Raw genomic sequence first — 17075 nt, 5'->3', positions numbered from 1 at the left:
GTTTCACAGGAGAGGAGAGATTGAATGTCGGGAATGTCAAACACACCGGGGAGCAAGCCCTCTTCTTCCGGCCCGAAGCCATTTGAAGGGAGCATACAGGTCCCTGCCATCTCCATGCCTAAGGGCGGAGGAGCCATGCGGGGGATCGGCGAAAAGTTTACCGTGCAGCCTGCGACCGGAACAGCTTCTTTCAGCATCCCGGTCTACACCAGCCCCGGAAGAGCCGGGTTTGATCCGGACCTTACGCTTTCTTACAGCTCCGGTTCGGGAAACGGCATTTTTGGGCTCGGCTGGCAGCTCAATTTGCCTTCCATTTCACGCAAGACAGATAAAGGCTTGCCCCAATATAACGATGCGGAAGACTCGGATGTATTTCTGCTCTCCGGCGCAGAGGATCTTGTTCCGCTAAAGGAGCCGCCCGAAGGCGCGGCCGATATAAGCGGCGATTATCGCATCCGGTATTACCGGCCGCGGACGGAGGGACTGTTCACCCGGATCGAACAGTGGACCCGTATATCCAACGGCCGGATGCATTGGCGGACGATCAACCGCGACAACATTACGACGATTTACGGAAAGACATCGGCCAGCCAAATCGCCGAGCCTGGACATGAATACCGTATTTACTCCTGGCTCATCAGCGAAAGTTATGATTCCAAGGGCAATGCGATAGTGTACGAGTATGTGGAAGAAGACGACCGGAATGTGGATATTACGTTGGTCAGCGAGCGGAACCGGGAGCGAGGACCCGCCAGGTACCTGAAGCGCGTGATGTATGGAAACCGGACTTCACGGCTTATCGAGCCGGATTTATCCCAAGCGGATTGGTTGTTCGAGGTTGTCATCGATTATGACGAAGACCATGTTGAGGGGATTGGGCCGGTATCTCACGGGCTTGGGGAAGAGCGTATGGTGACAGCTTCCTCAGCGCCGGTTAGGGCATGGTCCGTCAGACCGGATGTGACCTCCTCCTACCGGGCGGGATTTGAGATCCGCACGTACCGGAGATGCCGCCGGATCCTGATGTTTCACCGCTTCGATGAGCTCGGACCCGAGCCTTGCCTGGTCCGTTCGACAACCTTCGAATACAATGACCTGTCAGCATCCGCAATAGGTCCGTCCCTTTTACCGGAAGAAGAGCTTTCGCATCCGGGAAGCACCCGGTTCGGCTCCATCCTGTGCGCGGTAACTCAATCCGGGTATATTCGCAAGGAAGGAACGGGAGATCCGGAAGCACCCCCCGGAAGTTATACGTATCTGTGCAAACCTCTGCCTCCGGTCGAGCTGGATTACAGCAAAGCCGCCATTCAAAACGAAGTGCGGGAGCTGCCGGAGAGCAGCCTGGAGAATCTCCCTGCCGGAATAAGCGGTTCGTATCAGTGGATGGATTTGGAGGGCGAAGGCGTATCCGGCATTTTAACCGAGCAAGCGGGCGGCTGGTTTTACAAACCGAATGAGGGGGAAGGACGGTTCGGCCCTCTGCAGAAAGTGGCCTCAAAGCCTGCCTTTGGAGAGCTTGCCGGCGGCCGGGTTCAACTGCTGGATCTGGATGGCAACGGCCGCCTGGAAGCCGTTTCCTTCTCCGGGCCGACTCCCGGCTACCACGAACGTGCAGAGCCGGGGGAGTGGAGCCGGTTCCAGCCTTTTCTCCAGTTGCCCAACATCCGCTGGGACGACCCGAACCTGTATTTCATCGATTTGGACGGCGATGGGCATGCCGACCTGCTTGTGATGGGCGAAGACGTATTCACCTGGTCTCCTTCCCTTGCCAAGAAAGGCTTTGGCGCAGCCAAGCAGGTCTATCCCGATTCAGATCAAGACAGCGATCCCCGTCTGGTAACTGCGGACGGAACGACATCCGTCTTTCTCACGGATATGAGCGGAGACGGTCTCGCCGATCTTGTGCGCATCCGAAACGGCGAGGTCTGCTATTGGCCCAATCTGGGCTACGGGCGTTTTGGCAAGAAAATTACCATGGCCGATTCTCCATGGTTTGATCACCCGGACGCTTTCCGTCCGGATCGTCTTCGTCTCGCGGATATCGACGGTTCTGGATTAACCGATATCCTGTACCTGGGCCAGAACGATATTCACGTCTATTACAATCAGTCCGGCAACGGGTGGAGTGGGCCAAGAACCATTACCGGGCTTCCTTCGGTGCACAGCCATGCTTCCGTTTCGGTTATCGACCTGCTTGGCAATGGTACCTCCTGCCTGGTGTGGTCCTCCGTTTTGCCGGGTTCTACAGGCAGGCCCCTTTGTTATATCGACCTGACCGGAGGACAAAAGCCGCAGCTGCTCGTTCGGACAGCGAACAATCTCGGGGCCGAAACGCGGATACATTACGCTTCGTCCACGAAGTTTTATCTTGCCGATCAGCGGAAAGGCAAGCCATGGGTGACGAAGCTGCCCTTTCCTGTACATGTCGTTGAAAAAGTCGAGACATTTGACCGGATCAGCGGCAACCGTTTTGCCACAAGGTATGCGTACCGCCATGGTTATTTTGACGGAGAGGAGCGGGAATTCCGGGGCTTCGGGCTGGTGGAGCAGTGGGACTCGGAAGCCTACGGAAGTTCAGAAGGCAGAACGGATTTCTTTCCGGCAGGGGCAAATGAGTCGCATGACTCCCATGTTCCTCCCGTCCTGACCCGTTCCTGGTATCATACCGGCGCCTATCTGGACCGTTACCGCCTGAGCGCCTATTTCGCTGAACACGAGTATTACCGTGAACCGGATATGACGGAGACGGGGGCGGGGCAGCTTCTTCTGGAAGCTTCCGTATTGCCGGTTGGATTAACGGCGGAGGAGGAGCGCGAGGCTTGCCGCGCGCTCAAGGGATCGTTGCTTAGGCAGGAAGTGTATGCTCTGGACGGCACCGAAAAGGAGGGCCATCCTTTTACCGTGACGGAACATAATTATACGGTTAAGCTGTTACAAGCCCGGCAGGGGGAGCAATCTGCGATTTTTGTTTCGCATTCCCGGGAACAAATCAGCTTCCACTATGAGCGAAATCCGCAAGATCCGCGAACGCTTCATTCCATCGTCATGGAAACCGATGACTACGGCAACGAAACGAAGCTCGCCGTTGTTAGCTATGGACGCAGGCAGCCTGACCCGGAGCTTGCGCCTTCGCACCAAATCGAGCAGGGCAAGATGACGGTGGTACTAACCGAAAACCTGTACACCTTTCCTGTCGCCAGGGGAGATGATTATCGGGCGCCGCTCCTGTGTGAAACGCACAGTTACGAGTTGAGCGGATTGCAGCTTCGGAGCGGACAGTCCCGGTTTCAACTTGCCGATCTGGAGTCGGCATGGGCCGGCGGCGTCCCGATCGACTATGAGGAGGACGGCGGCTCTTCACCTGATCAGTATACCTTACGCCTGATCGAGCACGTGAAGACGCTATATCGCCGTGACGACTTGACAGGTCCGCTGCCTGCCGGGCAGCTGCAATCCTTGGCGCTGCCGTACGGCATCTATCGGCTCGTTTTCACCCCCGGATTGCTGGAAGCCGCTTATGGAGGGCGGGTCGGGGAATCTATGCTTCTGGACGAGGGGTGCTATGTCCGGCTGGAGGGAGAGTCGGGCTTCTGGATACCGTCTGAGCAAGTGTATTATTCACCCCGGCCATCCGATGTTCCGGCGGCGGAACTGGTCTATGCAGCTGAGCATTTCTTCCTTCCTCAGTGCTTTAGGGACCCCCTCCACCGGGAGGGGCGGAGCGCGGAGACAATCATTCGCTATGACCGCTACGATTTGCTGGTCACGGAAACCTGCGATGCGCTCGGCAGCCGCATGACCGTTGGGATAAGGCACGCGGACCCGGCCATGGAGCCGGTACCGTCCGGTCACGATTACCGCGTGCTGAAGCCAGCGCTGGTCATGGACCCGAACCGCAACTGCTCGGCTGTCGTATATGATGCGCTCGGAAAGGTCACAGGTTCTGCCGTTATGGGTAAGCCGGAAGATCAGCCGAGGCAGGGGGATACCCTCGAAGGCTTCGCGGCGGATTTATCGCAAGCAGAGGCACTCTTGCAGTTGAAGTCGCCTCTTGAAGATCCTCATGCCGTGCTCCAGGGAGCAACAAGCCGCATCATCTATGATTGGTTCGCGTATATGCGGACCAAGGATCAATCCGTTCCGGAGCCGCCGGTCGTTTACACCCTGTCACGGGTGACCCATGATTCCGATTTGGGTGTGGGGGAGCAAACAGGCCTGCATTACAGCTTTGTCTATTCCGATGGCTTTGGCCGTGAGATCCAAAAGAAAATTCAGGCGGAGACCGGTCAGGTCCCCTTAAGAGATCCGGCGACGGGACGAATCCTGACGGCAGGCGGCCAGCCTGTGCTGAGTACGGAAGAAGTGTTTCCCCGCTGGGTGGGTTCCGGGTGGACGGTGTATAACAATAAAGGAAAGCCCGTGCGGCAATTCGAGCCCTTCTTCACGGACACCCACAGCTTCGATTACGATGTTCAAATCGGGGTAAGTCCCGTGAATTTCTATGACCCGGCGGGCCGTATCGCAGCCGTACTGTATCCGGACAGAACGTGGAAGAAGGAAGTCTACGGTCCGTGGAAGCAGACCTCGTGGGATGGAAGTGATACGCTGCTGATTGATCCAGCGAATGATTCGGATGCCGGCGATTTCTTCAGCCGATTGCCGGAGACACAGTACCTGCCCATCTGGTATAACCTGCGGGCCGAAGGGCTTCTTGGACCCGATGAACAGGAAGCAGCTGTCAAAGCAAGCGTGCATGCGAATACGCCGGGGGCGCGTTATTTTGATTCCTTGGGGCGCGCATTCCTTACTGTTGAGCATAACCGGTGCAAACGAAGCGATTCGCCTCCAGATGCACCGCCGGACGAGGAGTTTTTCGAAAGCCGCACGGCATACGATATTGAAGGGAATATCCGTCAAGTGATCGATGCCGCGGGACGAACCGTGATGCGTAGCGTTTACGACATGTTGGGGACCACGATATCTGAATCAAGTATGGAGGCCGGAGAACGGCGGATGCTGCATGATGTCGGACGGAGACCGATCCGCACCTGGAGCAGCGGCGGCGTACGAAGCCGGACCGTTTACGATGCGCTGGGCCGCCCGATCGAAACTTATCATAGTGTTGGCGAAACCCCCTTGGTCTTGACAGGCCGCATCTTGTATGGCGAGTCCATGCCGGAACCGGAACGCTCCAGTCAGCGAGGAAAAAAGGTTCTGTCGTATGATCAAGCCGGAATCCTCCGAAGCGACGAGTACGATTTTAAAGGGAATCTGCTCCGCAGCAGGCGGGAGCTTGCCGCCGAATATAAAACGACGCTGAACTGGGCTTCGGATGTCTTGCTGGAAGCGGAAAGCTATGAGACTCGTACCCGATACGACGCGCTGAACCGGGCGGTCCAGATTACGGCGCCCGATTCCAGCATCATACGCCCCTCTTATAACGAAGCCAATCTGTTAAACGCGGTTGAAGCCAATTTACGCGGGGAAGAACAGGATGGGGAACGTATCTGGACTCCTTTTGTAGCCAACATTGACTACAATGCAAAAGGTCAGCGTACCTGTATCTCCTACGGTAATGGGGTACAGTCCCTGCTCGAATATGATCCGTTCACGTTTCGTCTCATCCGGATGCGTACGATTCGGGATAAGCTTGTTTTTCCCGAGGACTCTCCGCAGCCGCCCCGGCCGGATTGGCCGGGTTGTGAACTGCAGCATCTGCACTACACCTATGATCCTGCAGACAATATCATGTCCATACGGGACGATGCACAGCAAGCCCTTTTTTTCCTTAACCGGAGGGTGGACCCGACATCCCGTTACACGTATGACGCTTTAAACCGGTTGGTTGAAGCGGCGGGGAGAGAACATCTGGGGCAGATTGGAGGCTCGCCTGCTGGCCCGACCGCTCCGGATGCCTTGAGCGAATTCCATTCCCGGCATGCCCATCCTTCCGATGGAAATGCAATGGGAACCTATATTGAACGATATGTATACGATGCTGTCGGCAATCTGCTCACCATGCAGCATCGCGGCAGTGATCCGGCGCACCCGGGATGGACCCGGAACTTTAGCTATCAGGAGCAGAGTCTCCTGCAGGAAGACAAAGTAAGCAATCGGCTGAGCAGCACGGCTCTGGGCACCGCAGCGGACCTATTCAAGTACGAAGGCTCGGCAGGTATGCGCGGAAATATGACCTCCATGCACCATTTGCCCGTCATGCGCTGGAACGAGCTGGATCAGCTTCGGGCGACATCAAGGCAGGCGGTATCGGAAGATAGCGGTGCGACGCCGGAAATCACGTGGTATACGTACGATGCCGGCGGTCAGCGGGTGCGGAAAGTGACGGAACGGTATGCCGCTTCCGGGGCGCAGCCTACCCGGTGGAAGGAGCGCTTCTATTTGGGTCCTTTTGAAATCTACCGCGAATACGCGGGAGACGGGAGCGCAATCGAATTTGAGCGGGAATCCCTGAATATTATGGATGGCAAACAGCGAATGGCCTTGGTCGAAACGCGCACGGAAGGCGTGGAGGATCTGCCCGACCGGCTTATCCGTTACCAAATCGGGAATCATCTCGGCTCTGCCCATCTGGAGCTGGACCACTTAGGAAAGATCATATCCTATGAAGAGTTTACGCCCTACGGAAGCACGTCCTTTCAATCAGTCCGAAATCAGAACGAGGCGCCGAAGCGTTATCGGTATACCGGAAAAGAGCGGGACGAAGAGAGCGGGCTGCACTACCACGGTTCAAGATATTATGCCCCTTGGCTGGCGCGCTGGATCAGCTGCGACCCGAAGCTGTTGATCGACGGGACCAATTTGTACCGGTATGTATCCTCCAATCCGGTGAAGCTGATCGATCCGAACGGAACCAACGAGCTGAAGCCCCCGAATGTGAACATCGGGTTTCTGGGCGATCCCATGAATCAGAAGATGGGAGATTTATGGGGAAAGGCCGTCAGCGAGGTATTGGGCAAGGAGTTCCAGGGAAAAGCTCCGAACGAAATGATGCAGCTGTTCCGAGACAAAGTGGAGCATTTGAAAAATACGAAAGGTATGGGCTCCAACCGGCAGCAGGGGACAGCGATAAACTACGCGCGGGAGACCTATTCCAAGGTTCGAACGGTCTTCGGCAAGCTGGCAGAGCAGGCGGGCATTTCGATGAAAGGCGTACAGCTTCACCATTTTGGAGGAGGCTTGGCGGAAATGCCTCATGATGCGCTGGATGCGAGCGGATTGATTATGACCACCGGCCAGGCGGGAGTTAAAGGCACCGGTCATTTCCGTTTGCATGAGCTCGAGGCTAAATTTGCGGATATGTATAAGAAATTGATGCAAAACAAAGGCTTGGCCGCAAAAATGGGTTCAGCCGTAGAGAAAGGGGCGGAAGCATTAAAGCCCGTGGCTGAACTTGCAGCCAAGACCGGAAACGTATTGAAAAAAGGAGCCGAGGCGCTCGAATCGTTGGCAAAGGTCGCTTCAAAAGCAGGCAAAGTGATGCCCGTAATCGGCGCGGCGTTCGTTGCCGGCGACGCTTACGCGGCCACTACAGCCAGAACGGGCGGCGAACGATTCCAGAAGAGTGCCGATACCCTGGCCGGCCTGGCCGGATTTGCCGGACCTGTCGGCATGGCATTCTCGGCAGGCTATGGTGCGGGCGGGTTGATCAATGACGGATTGCAAGCGGTTGGCGCGGATCTCTCCAAGGGATTGTCCGCCATTGACGAGACGGCTTCCAAGCTGTGGAGCGATCCGTCCAAACCAGCCCACACGCAGACCATCGGCTGGAAGCTCGCGGAAATATTTGAATAAAAAGACCGGTATTGATGCAGGAGTTAAATAGGGGGTGTCCCAAAAGCCATGAAATGGCTGCTTGGGACACCCCTCGTTTTTTGAGTAGGATTTAGGTAAGCACTTGGTGTGGACGCTCCGCGAACGGACCGTTGTTCCAATCGCTGTTGTGTCCAGATTTTTTTCATTCCCCTTAGCGGTGAAAATCCGGACCCAAAGGCGACCGCTACCGCTTTTCCACAATCATTCCGTCCCCTCCGCTGCTTTCAGCTGTAACTGTTACTAAAATTCTTTCTTGAATACACAAAAAGAAATCGCCCTTTGGTAAAATGGAAGTACCACCCACCATCTCTAAAAGGAGCGATTTCTTTGTACATTCAATATACCATGGACCAACTTTTCCTGCCAATGGATTTAGAAGAAGACATTCCAGAAAATCACCTCGTTCGTGTCATCAACACTGCCGTAAACCGCCTGGACGACTCGATCTTTGATGCCGCTTATCCCGGCGGTGGCCGCGACAGCTACCACCCCAAAATGCTCACCAAAATCATTATTTATGCCTACACCCAGCGCATCTACTCTTCCCGGCAAATGGCCAAAGCTGTGCGGGAGAACATTCCCTTCATGTGGCTGGCCGGACGACAACGCCCGGACTTCCGCACCCTTAACCGCTTCCGTTCTCAGCGGATGAAGGATGTCCTCGAAACCGTATTTACCGCCGTTCTTCAATTTCTGGCGGACGAAAAATACATCTCCCTGGAGCATTACTTTGTCGACGGCACCAAGATCGAGGCCAATGCCAATCGCTACACGTTTGTTTGGGGCAAAGCGGTCAGCAAACATAAGACCAAACTGCAAGAGAACGTACACGCGCTGTTTGCCACCATCGAAGCTGCAGAGAACCAAGAAGAAGCGAAACACCAAGGCAACGATCTCGCTGAACTTGGCGAGTCCTCAGCGATTAGCGCCGAGAAACTCGAACAAGTGACCCAGGAACTCGAAGCCCGGCTTCTGAACAAGCCTAAAGATAAACTCCTGAAGAAAGCGGTTCGTAAGCTTCGAAAAGACCTGCTTCCCCGGCTGCTGAAGTACGAACAGTACCAAGCGTTGCTCGGCGACCGGAATAGCTTTAGCAAGACCGACCCGGATGCGACCTTCATGCGAATGAAGGAAGATCACATGCGAAACGGTCAACTCAAACCGGGATACAATGTTCAGATTGGGACCGAAAACCAGTTTATTTTAGCCTACAGTCTACACCCAAGACCGACCGATACCCGCTGCCTACAACCGCATATGGAAAAGGCAAGGCAGATGCTTGGCAAACTCCCACAGACGGTCATTGCAGATGCAGGCTACGGCAGTGAAGAAAACTACGCCTATTTGGAAAAGGAAGAGATTCAGGCTGTGGTGAAATACGGCAGCTACCATCAAGAGAAGAGTAAAGCCTGGAAAGAGAAGGTCGGAAGGATTGAGAACTGGGCGTATGACGAAGCCGAAGATACGTGGACCTGTCCGGCCGGACAAATGCTGCATTTCCGCAGAGAAAGCAAGGAAACCTTGGCAAGTGGGTATGAAATTCGCAAACGTCATTACCGAAGCCAAAACTGCGACGGTTGCCAACTGAAGGACCGTTGCACCAAAGCGGCAGGAAATCGGGAAGTGGCCGTCAGTCTGGAACGGCTAAGGTACCAGAAGCAGGCTAGGGAAATGTTGCGAAGTGAAGACGGCTATGCTTTGACGGTACGGCGAATGACGGAACCGGAAAGCGTATTTGGACAACTGAAGAACAACCGAGGGTTCCGGCGTTTTCTGCTTCGCGGCATGGAGAAAGTGACGCTTGAGGTCGGGTGGCTTTCACTTGCCCATAATGTGCTGAAGCAAGCCGCAGTGGACCAAAAACGCAAAGCAGCGATTCTCCAATAACGGGAGAATCACTGCTTTGCTGACTTTTTACGATTTTTTAGAATGAAGAAAGCTGTCTCTGACGTAGAAGAACTACTTATGGGACAGCTCCTTTCCTTTGGCATGTTTATTTGAGCAGCTTCTCCATGATCATGACATCGATAGGCTGATCGTCCATAATTCCTTGTTTTTCAAAAATACCAACTTCGCGATATCCCATTTTCCGATATAGCCCTTGGCCTTGTTGATTAAAAGGAAATGTAAACAATACGATTTTGTAGAAGTCCTCTTCTTTGGCTACATCTTCCAATGCCTGAAGGAGTGAGCTGCCAACCCCCTGTCCTCGTGATTCACGGTCAATATAAATGGAGAGGTCGGCTACGCCGCTGTAAGCACACCGATGAGAATACGGATTGAGGGAAGTCCATCCCAGCACCTCATCGTCCCTCTCAGCGACCAAAACAGTATATCTGCCCTGATGGTCTTGGAACCAGGAATCCATGTAATTCAAGTCTTTTGCATCCGTTTCAAGTGTGGCTATACGGTCCTCAATGCCCTGGTTGTAAATACGAAGGATACTGCCAATATCATCTGAAACGGCTTGCCGAACCGTGAGTGTGGATATCATTATTTTCCCTCCATGGATTTGACCTAAATATTATTTGGTTGCCTTAATCACTGCGGACACAATGTAATTTTCAATGTTGGAGCCATGAACCCAATCTTTAATAAAAGCTTTGGATTCATCTTTAGGTTCGATGGAAATATCGGTAAATCCGCTATGCTCAAGCATGGACTCCAGCGCGCTTACCGATGAAGCGCCGGAAATACAGCCGGAGTACAATTGATCAAGATCATCCTTGATTTCCGCAGGAAGCTCAGCAGTCGTCACGATGTCAGAAATAGCGAGGCGGCCCCCTGGCTGAAGAACACGGAACGCTTCATGGAATACCTGCTGCTTGTCAGGGGACAGGTTAATGACACAGTTGGAAATAATCACATTTACCGTATTGTCTGCCACGGGTAAATATTCAATTTCACCCAAACGGAAATCGGTATTCGTAAAATGGCCCTTTACGGCATTCTCCCGAGCACGGCTGACCATTTCGGGTGTCATATCCACACCGATGACATGACCGGTCTCGCCGACCTGGCGGGAGGCCAGGAAGCAGTCGAATCCGCCGCCGCTGCCCAGATCGAGAACCGTTTCGCCTGCCTGGAGCTCGGCTATGGCTTGCGGGTTGCCGCATCCCAGGCCAAGATTGGCGCCTTCGGGTACTGCAGCTAATTCATCTATCGAATATCCGAGTTTATTGGAGATCGCATTAAAGTCAGTAGGGGTATCACAGCAGTCGGCTGAGCTGTTGGAACTCTCTGCGGAACAGCATGAAGTACCCGATTCGATTTTACGTACAGCGATCTGTTTATACCGGGTTCTAACGTTTTGGCGAATTTGGTCATTCGTAAGTTTGGTCATTGGATAACACTCCTTTTGAATTTTAGTTTCATAACATAAATCGAAGGTTCTTGCCAAGACTAGCAGCAGGGCTCATAGCAAAGAGGGGATGGATCTTAGAGAATGTTTATCATAAATCTTAGTGAAGATTGATAACAAAACTTGCATTTTGCAATTATAGATCAAGAGAAATCACCCGGTTACAGGTGCGCAGCATCTGCTTGATTTCCCCATAGCCTCATTAAAAAGCTTTACTGAGCGTAATACGGTTTCTTTCTCAAACTCCGTCATGTACGAAAAGACTTCATCCAGATAATCATTCATTTGATGATCAATCATGCCCGCAATCATTTTGCCTTCAGTCGTTAGGGAGAGGGTATATACCCTGCGATCGTTAGGATCAGGAGTTTTCTTAACCAAATTCATCGTAATCAGTGATTGTACTTGCCGGCTAAAAGTCGTTATTTCCGTTCCCAGTGCTTCTGCAACCTGCTGCATGGAAGGATTATGGCGGCGATCAATTTCATAAAGCAAGTGACTTTGGACTAAAGAGATATCGCACCCGCCAACCGAGCAGCAATTTTTGTTGAGCAAACCAAAACGCCGGGTCATGATTTGAAATAATTCTCGTGCATTTTCCATTTTGTCTCACCTCATGATTCAGTTATAGTTTATTAATTTGCAATATGCAAGTAAATATCTTATTTTTTTTCTGCTTTTTATTGTACGATACTGTAGATGGCAGGACTTAACAAATAATATTGAGGGTGTGAGGTAAACATGAATTTTACAGGTAAAACGATTGTAGTCTCTGGCTCCGCTTCAGGAATAGGAAGGAGTTGTGCCGAGTTGTTGTTGGAACATGGGGCTTCTGTTGTCGGGTTGGATATGAATGAGAGCACCCAAACGGATGAACGTTACAGACACTATCCTATTGACATAAGAGATGAACCCAAAGTAACCGATGCGATTGATGAAATTGAAGCATTGTATGGGAAAATTGACGGACTTGCCAACTGTGCAGGCATATATGCAAGTTCAGTACCCTTCTATGAACTAAACATGGAGGACTGGAATAAAGTCATCTCTACAAATCTAACCGGACTATTCATTCTTACGAAACATGCCGCCAAAAAAATGATAAAAAATAACATGGGTGCCATTGTTAATATTAGTTGTATAAGGTCAAAAATATTTAGACCGGATATGGCAGACTATGCCGCCTCCAAGGGAGGGATAGTCGCATTGACATCGGCAATGGCACTGGATTTACAGCAATTCAACATAAGAGTGAATTCTGTTGCGCCAGGGTTTACATACACTGGAATGACAGCACAAGCCTTTGATGATCCAGAAGTAAGAGCTTTTTCTGAAAGTATCATACCAGTTGGTAAAATTGCGACATCAGTGGATATTGCAAAGGTAATTTTATTCTTGTTATCAGATATGGCAGATTATATAAACGGAGAAACCATATTTGTTGACGGAGGCTTTAAAATATCCAAATAAAGCTAAATAGAGCTATTGAAGGACTGTATATTAGCCGTTGTTTATATAAGCACATAGTTATATAATGATGTGGTGAAAGGAGGCGGGACATGAGCATTAATCTGGATGATTTAGACGAAGTATCGCAGACGTTGAAGCTTTTAGGCGACAAAACGAGGCTAACGATAATGAAGCTGCTGGAGAAGCAAGAATGCTGTGTATGCGAGCTTGTTGAAATTTTCAAAACGAGTCAGCCGTCAGTCAGCCAGCATTTACGAAAGCTAAAGGATGCCGGACTTGTTAAGGAAAATCGGAAAGGCCAATGGATTTATTATTCGATTAATCCAAACAGTTCTCAGAATGAGTTGATTCAAAAATTGATTGCCTTCGTTCCTTCACAAGATCATGAGCTGGAAGAGCTGGGTAAGAAAGGCCTAAGAATTTCATGTGAATAATTGGAGGTCAGCGGATTGGTTTCGGTACTATTAGCGAGTTTCATTTTTGTGGTTACGTTAATCTTTGTCATTTGGCAGCCCCGGAATTTATCGATTGGATGGTCGGCCTGCGGCGGGGCCGTGTTGGCACTGCTAGCAGGTGTAGTGAGTTTTAATGATGTGCTCGATGTTACCCTGATTGTATGGAACGCTACGTTAGCGTTTATTGCGATCATTCTCATTTCATTAATCCTCGACAAAATCGGCTTTTTCGAATGGGCTGCCCTACATATGGCCAGAGCCGCACGCGGGAATGGAATCCGGATGTTCATCTACGTCACCATTCTTGGCGCGGTGGTGGCCGCCTTTTTTGCCAATGACGGTGCAGCTCTTATCTTGACTCCGATTGTGCTGGCTATGGTGCGTGCGCTAAACTTTGATGAGAAAAAAGTATTTCCGTTTATCATTGCCAGCGGATTTATTGCGGATACGACATCATTGCCGCTCGTCGTGAGTAATCTGGTCAATATTGTTTCCGCGGACTTTTTTGGAATCACCTTTATGGAATATGCGGGACATATGATTATCCCTACTTTGTTTTCGCTTACTGCCAGTATTCTGGTGCTGTTCATTTTCTTTCGTAATAGTATCCCGAGGCAATTTGACAGCTCTCAGTTAAAACATCCTGAAGAGGCCATTAAAGACAAGAGGATGTTCAAGTTATCCTGGTTTGTCCTTGCGGTTCTTCTGGCCGGGTACTTCGTCAGTGAATTCCTGAACATTCCGGTTTCCGTGGTAGCCGGGATTATCGCGATCTTTTTCCTGCTTATGGCAAGAAGAAGTCCTTTCGTTCCTACAATGGAAGTGGTCAAAGGGGCGCCTTGGGCAATCGTATTCTTCTCCATAGGGATGTATGTCGTGGTCTACGGACTTCGAAATGCCGGACTTACGGATGTCCTTGCTGATGTGATTCAAGGCGCTGCCGATCAAGGTCTATTCGTCGCAACGATGGGGATGGGCTTTATTGCGGCGATCATTTCATCGATCATGAATAATATGCCTACGGTCATGATTGATGCGCTCGCTATTGATGCTACACACACGACAGGAATCATTAAAAATGCTTTGGTTTACGCTAACGTCATCGGTTCGGATTTAGGGCCGAAGATCACACCGATTGGTTCGCTGGCTACCTTACTTTGGCTGCATGTACTTTCAACCAAAGGTGTGAAAATATCTTGGGGGACCTACTTTAAAACAGGAATCATCTTGACGATTCCAACCCTATTCATCTCCCTTTTGGGACTCTATATATGGTTAACCATTCTTTAATTTAAAGGAGACGATGACTCATGAATAAGAAAACCATTTACTTTTTGTGTACAGGAAACTCCTGCCGGAGCCAGATGGCGGAAGGCTGGGCAAAGAAATATCTGAGTGATGGCTGGAATATCTACAGCGCAGGTATTGAGGCCCATGGTCTGAATCCAAAAGCTGTACAAGCCATGAATGAAGTGGACATTGATATTTCGGGACAAACCTCCGATATTATTGATCCAGAGCTGCTGAATAACGCAGATTTGGTCGTCACTTTATGCGGAGATGCCGCGGATAAATGCCCGATTACGCCTCCAAAGGTGAAGCGTGAACACTGGGGATTTGATGATCCGGCCAAAGCGCAGGGCACCGAAGAAGATAAGTGGGCGGTGTTCCAGCGGGTCCGTGATCAGGTCGGAGCACGCATTAAACAATTTGCTGAAACCGGCGAATAATGAATAGTCCGGCCGGGAGAGATCCCGGCTTCTTTTTCAAAGAAGGGAGAATTCGGTGTATGAAATCCATAGAGATTTATGATCCGGCCATGTGCTGCTCCACTGGAGTATGCGGCCCTGTTGTTGACCCGGAATTGATCCGCATCTCAGCGGTGGTCCATAATTTGAAGAAGAAAGAATTTAACGTGTCCCGATACAATTTGACCAGTGAGCCGGATGCTTTTGTAGCCAATACTCTGATAAAGCAATTGCTTACTGACGAAGGACCGGATGTATTGCCAGTTATTCTGTTAGATGGACAAGTGGTTAAGAAGCAAAGCTATCCCTCGAATGAAGAATTGGAAGAATGGACAGGAATCCCGGCATCTGAGCTTACACAGAAACCCAAGGTGCGTATAGAGCTAAAATTGAAATCAAAATAAGGGAAGGAAGGATCAACATGTCCACCCGGTTTGATCCATTAGCCATCCTGCGCACTCCATATTTGTTCTTTACAGGTAAAGGAGGGGTAGGCAAAACTTCATCAGCCTGTGCAGCGGCGGTAGCGCTGGCCGACTCAGGTAAAAGGGTTCTGCTTGTAAGCACCGATCCGGCTTCCAATCTGCAGGATGTCTTCGGAATGGAATTGTCTAATCAACCGTCCCCGATTGAAAGTGTTCCCAACCTTTTTGCGGCGAATTTAGATCCGGAGACAGCTGCGGAAGAGTATAAAGCGAAGGTGGTCGCTCCTTACCGGGGTGTCTTGCCTGATTCGGTAATCTCCACCATGGAAGAACAGTTGTCTGGCGCTTGTACGGTAGAAATCGCTGCTTTTGATGAGTTTACGGCACTCCTGACCAATGAACAGTTAAAATCTCAATTTGATCATATCTTGTTTGATACGGCACCGACAGGCCACACGCTGCGTCTCCTTCAGCTGCCAAACGCCTGGAACGGATTTCTCGAAGAAAGCACTCACGGGGCTTCTTGTTTGGGCCCCCTGGCCGGACTGGAGCATAAAAAAGATGTCTACGAGCAAGCTGTGCGGACGTTATCAAACAGCCTTGAAACCACTTTGGTGCTAGTTGCCCGTCCGGACCGAACTCCCCTGCTTGAGGCGGCAAGGGCCGCTCAGGAACTCAAAGATATCGGCATCACCCATCAAAAAATGATAGTTAACGGTCTGCTTCAAAAGCCGGTGTCCGAGGATTCGATTTCGTCGGGGCTGTATGAGCGTCAGCGGACCGCTTTACGCGAGATGCCTGATGCACTCTTAAATCTGCCTGTATTCCATATTCCGCTGGTCGCGTTCAACATTCTGGGAGTCCCCAGTATGCGGCAGCTCTTTAAACCGGCTGAGTCTGTTTCTCTTGAAGCTGCACCTAAGGAAGCGCCGCCCCACCTGCCGTCTCTGTCTGCCCTGATCGACGATGTCGAGCAAGCCGGCATCCGCATTTTGTTCACGATGGGCAAAGGCGGGGTAGGCAAAACAACTATCGCTTCCGCCCTGGCCGTCGGTTTGGCGGAACGCGGTCATAACGTACACCTCAGCACAACGGATCCCGCAGCACACATCGAGACCCTTTTCGGCAGTGATGCTGGTTTGGTATCCCTGAGCAGAATCGACCCTAAGGCTGAAGTTGATCAATATCGGCAAGAGGTTATCAGCCAGAATGCCGAACTGCTGGATGAAGAAAGCCTTGCTTTTCTTGAAGAGGACTTACGGTCACCCTGTACGGAAGAAATCGCTGTATTTCGGGCTTTTGCTGAACTCGTTGAACGATCAGAAGACCAGATCGTTGTAATCGATACCGCACCTACCGGCCATACAATCCTTTTGCTGGATGCCAGCGAGGAATATCATAAGGAAGTCGCCCGTTCTGCAGGTCTGGTCCCGGATTCGGTTCGAGAGCTTCTCCCGAGGCTCCGCAATGCTAAGGAAACGGCAGTTGTTATCGTGACTTTAGCAGAAGCAACTCCTTTTTATGAGGCCTCCCGGCTGGAAGAAGACTTGAAGCGCGCTGAAATTTCCGTAAGATGGTGGACCATCAACCAGAGCTTGGCTGCCTCCGGGACAGAGGAACCGGTATTGAAAGGCAGAGCCATGGCGGAGGTTCAATGGATTCGGGAAATCAACAAAAGGTCCGGCGGTCAAACGGTAATTATTCCTTGGAGGCCGAAAGAGATCCGCGGAGTAGAGCAGTTGACGGAACTTGCACACCTTCATTAAATGATGGGGAAAAAGGT

General features: G+C 51.3%; 11 protein-coding genes. 8 read left to right on the top strand and 3 right to left on the bottom strand.

Annotated features, from left to right (window positions below):
* Window positions 1-24 precede the first annotated feature (24 nt).
* A complete protein-coding gene (locus PUR_RS13790) occupies window positions 25-7812 on the top strand; it encodes a SpvB/TcaC N-terminal domain-containing protein (RefSeq protein ID WP_179035737.1) in 7788 nt (2595 codons plus the stop codon).
* A 348-nt stretch (window positions 7813-8160) separates the two neighbouring features.
* Window positions 8161-9720, top strand: coding sequence for an IS1182 family transposase (locus PUR_RS13785; protein WP_179035736.1), 1560 nt, complete (start codon window positions 8161-8163; stop codon window positions 9718-9720).
* Between the two features lie 106 nt (window positions 9721-9826).
* Here PUR_RS13785 and PUR_RS13780 read toward each other — a convergent pair whose 3' ends face one another.
* The 3 genes from PUR_RS13780 to PUR_RS13770 all read right to left on the bottom strand — a co-directional run bounded on the left by PUR_RS13780 (window position 9827) and on the right by PUR_RS13770 (window position 11797).
* Window positions 9827-10324, bottom strand: a complete 498-nt coding sequence (locus tag PUR_RS13780) for an arsinothricin resistance N-acetyltransferase ArsN1 family A (protein WP_179037912.1) — start codon at window positions 10322-10324, stop codon at window positions 9827-9829.
* 33 nt (window positions 10325-10357) lie between these two features.
* A complete protein-coding gene (locus PUR_RS13775; protein WP_179035735.1) occupies window positions 10358-11176 on the bottom strand; it encodes an arsenite methyltransferase in 819 nt (272 codons plus the stop codon).
* A gap of 171 nt (window positions 11177-11347) precedes the next feature.
* Window positions 11348-11797 (bottom strand): MarR family winged helix-turn-helix transcriptional regulator, encoded by a 450-nt coding sequence (locus PUR_RS13770; protein ID WP_179035734.1) that lies wholly within the window; start codon window positions 11795-11797, stop codon window positions 11348-11350.
* 138 nt (window positions 11798-11935) lie between these two features.
* Between PUR_RS13770 and PUR_RS13765 the strand changes: the two genes are divergently transcribed.
* The 6 genes from PUR_RS13765 (at window position 11936) to arsA (ending at window position 17058) form a co-directional block, all read left to right on the top strand.
* A complete protein-coding gene (locus tag PUR_RS13765) occupies window positions 11936-12664 on the top strand; it encodes an SDR family NAD(P)-dependent oxidoreductase (RefSeq protein WP_179035733.1) in 729 nt (242 codons plus the stop codon).
* A gap of 89 nt (window positions 12665-12753) precedes the next feature.
* Window positions 12754-13098: an ArsR/SmtB family transcription factor gene (locus tag PUR_RS13760; RefSeq protein WP_179035732.1), complete on the top strand. Its 345-nt coding sequence runs from the start codon at window positions 12754-12756 to the stop codon at window positions 13096-13098.
* A gap of 15 nt (window positions 13099-13113) precedes the next feature.
* Window positions 13114-14409, top strand: coding sequence for an arsenic transporter (locus PUR_RS13755; RefSeq protein ID WP_179035731.1), 1296 nt, complete (start codon window positions 13114-13116; stop codon window positions 14407-14409).
* A gap of 20 nt (window positions 14410-14429) precedes the next feature.
* Window positions 14430-14849, top strand: a complete 420-nt coding sequence (gene arsC / locus PUR_RS13750) for an arsenate reductase (thioredoxin) (protein WP_179035730.1) — start codon at window positions 14430-14432, stop codon at window positions 14847-14849.
* A 59-nt stretch (window positions 14850-14908) separates the two neighbouring features.
* A complete protein-coding gene (gene arsD / locus PUR_RS13745; protein ID WP_179035729.1) occupies window positions 14909-15271 on the top strand; it encodes an arsenite efflux transporter metallochaperone ArsD in 363 nt (120 codons plus the stop codon).
* 17 nt (window positions 15272-15288) lie between these two features.
* Entirely contained in the window at window positions 15289-17058 is a 1770-nt protein-coding gene (arsA, locus tag PUR_RS13740) for an arsenical pump-driving ATPase (RefSeq protein WP_179035728.1), read from the top strand.
* Window positions 17059-17075 lie beyond the last annotated feature (17 nt).

The sequence above is a fragment of the Paenibacillus sp. URB8-2 genome (assembly GCF_013393385.1).
GTDB lineage: Bacteria > Bacillota > Bacilli > Paenibacillales > Paenibacillaceae > Paenibacillus_AQ.
This window is presented reverse-complemented; position numbering and strand designations above follow the sequence as displayed.

Bases quoted from the DNA above. Each gene is read 5' to 3' on its own strand.
- PUR_RS13790 (WP_179035737.1), top strand. From the start codon at position 25: ATGTCGGGAATGTCAAACACACCGGGGAGCAAGCCCTCTTCTTCCGGC.
- PUR_RS13775 (WP_179035735.1), bottom strand. From the start codon at position 11,176: ATGACCAAACTTACGAATGACCAAATTCGCCAAAACGTTAGAACCCGG.
- PUR_RS13770 (WP_179035734.1), bottom strand. From the start codon at position 11,797: ATGGAAAATGCACGAGAATTATTTCAAATCATGACCCGGCGTTTTGGT.
- PUR_RS13765 (WP_179035733.1), top strand. From the start codon at position 11,936: ATGAATTTTACAGGTAAAACGATTGTAGTCTCTGGCTCCGCTTCAGGA.
- PUR_RS13760 (WP_179035732.1), top strand. From the start codon at position 12,754: ATGAGCATTAATCTGGATGATTTAGACGAAGTATCGCAGACGTTGAAG.
- arsC (WP_179035730.1), top strand. From the start codon at position 14,430: ATGAATAAGAAAACCATTTACTTTTTGTGTACAGGAAACTCCTGCCGG.
- arsD (WP_179035729.1), top strand. From the start codon at position 14,909: ATGAAATCCATAGAGATTTATGATCCGGCCATGTGCTGCTCCACTGGA.
- arsA (WP_179035728.1), top strand. From the start codon at position 15,289: ATGTCCACCCGGTTTGATCCATTAGCCATCCTGCGCACTCCATATTTG.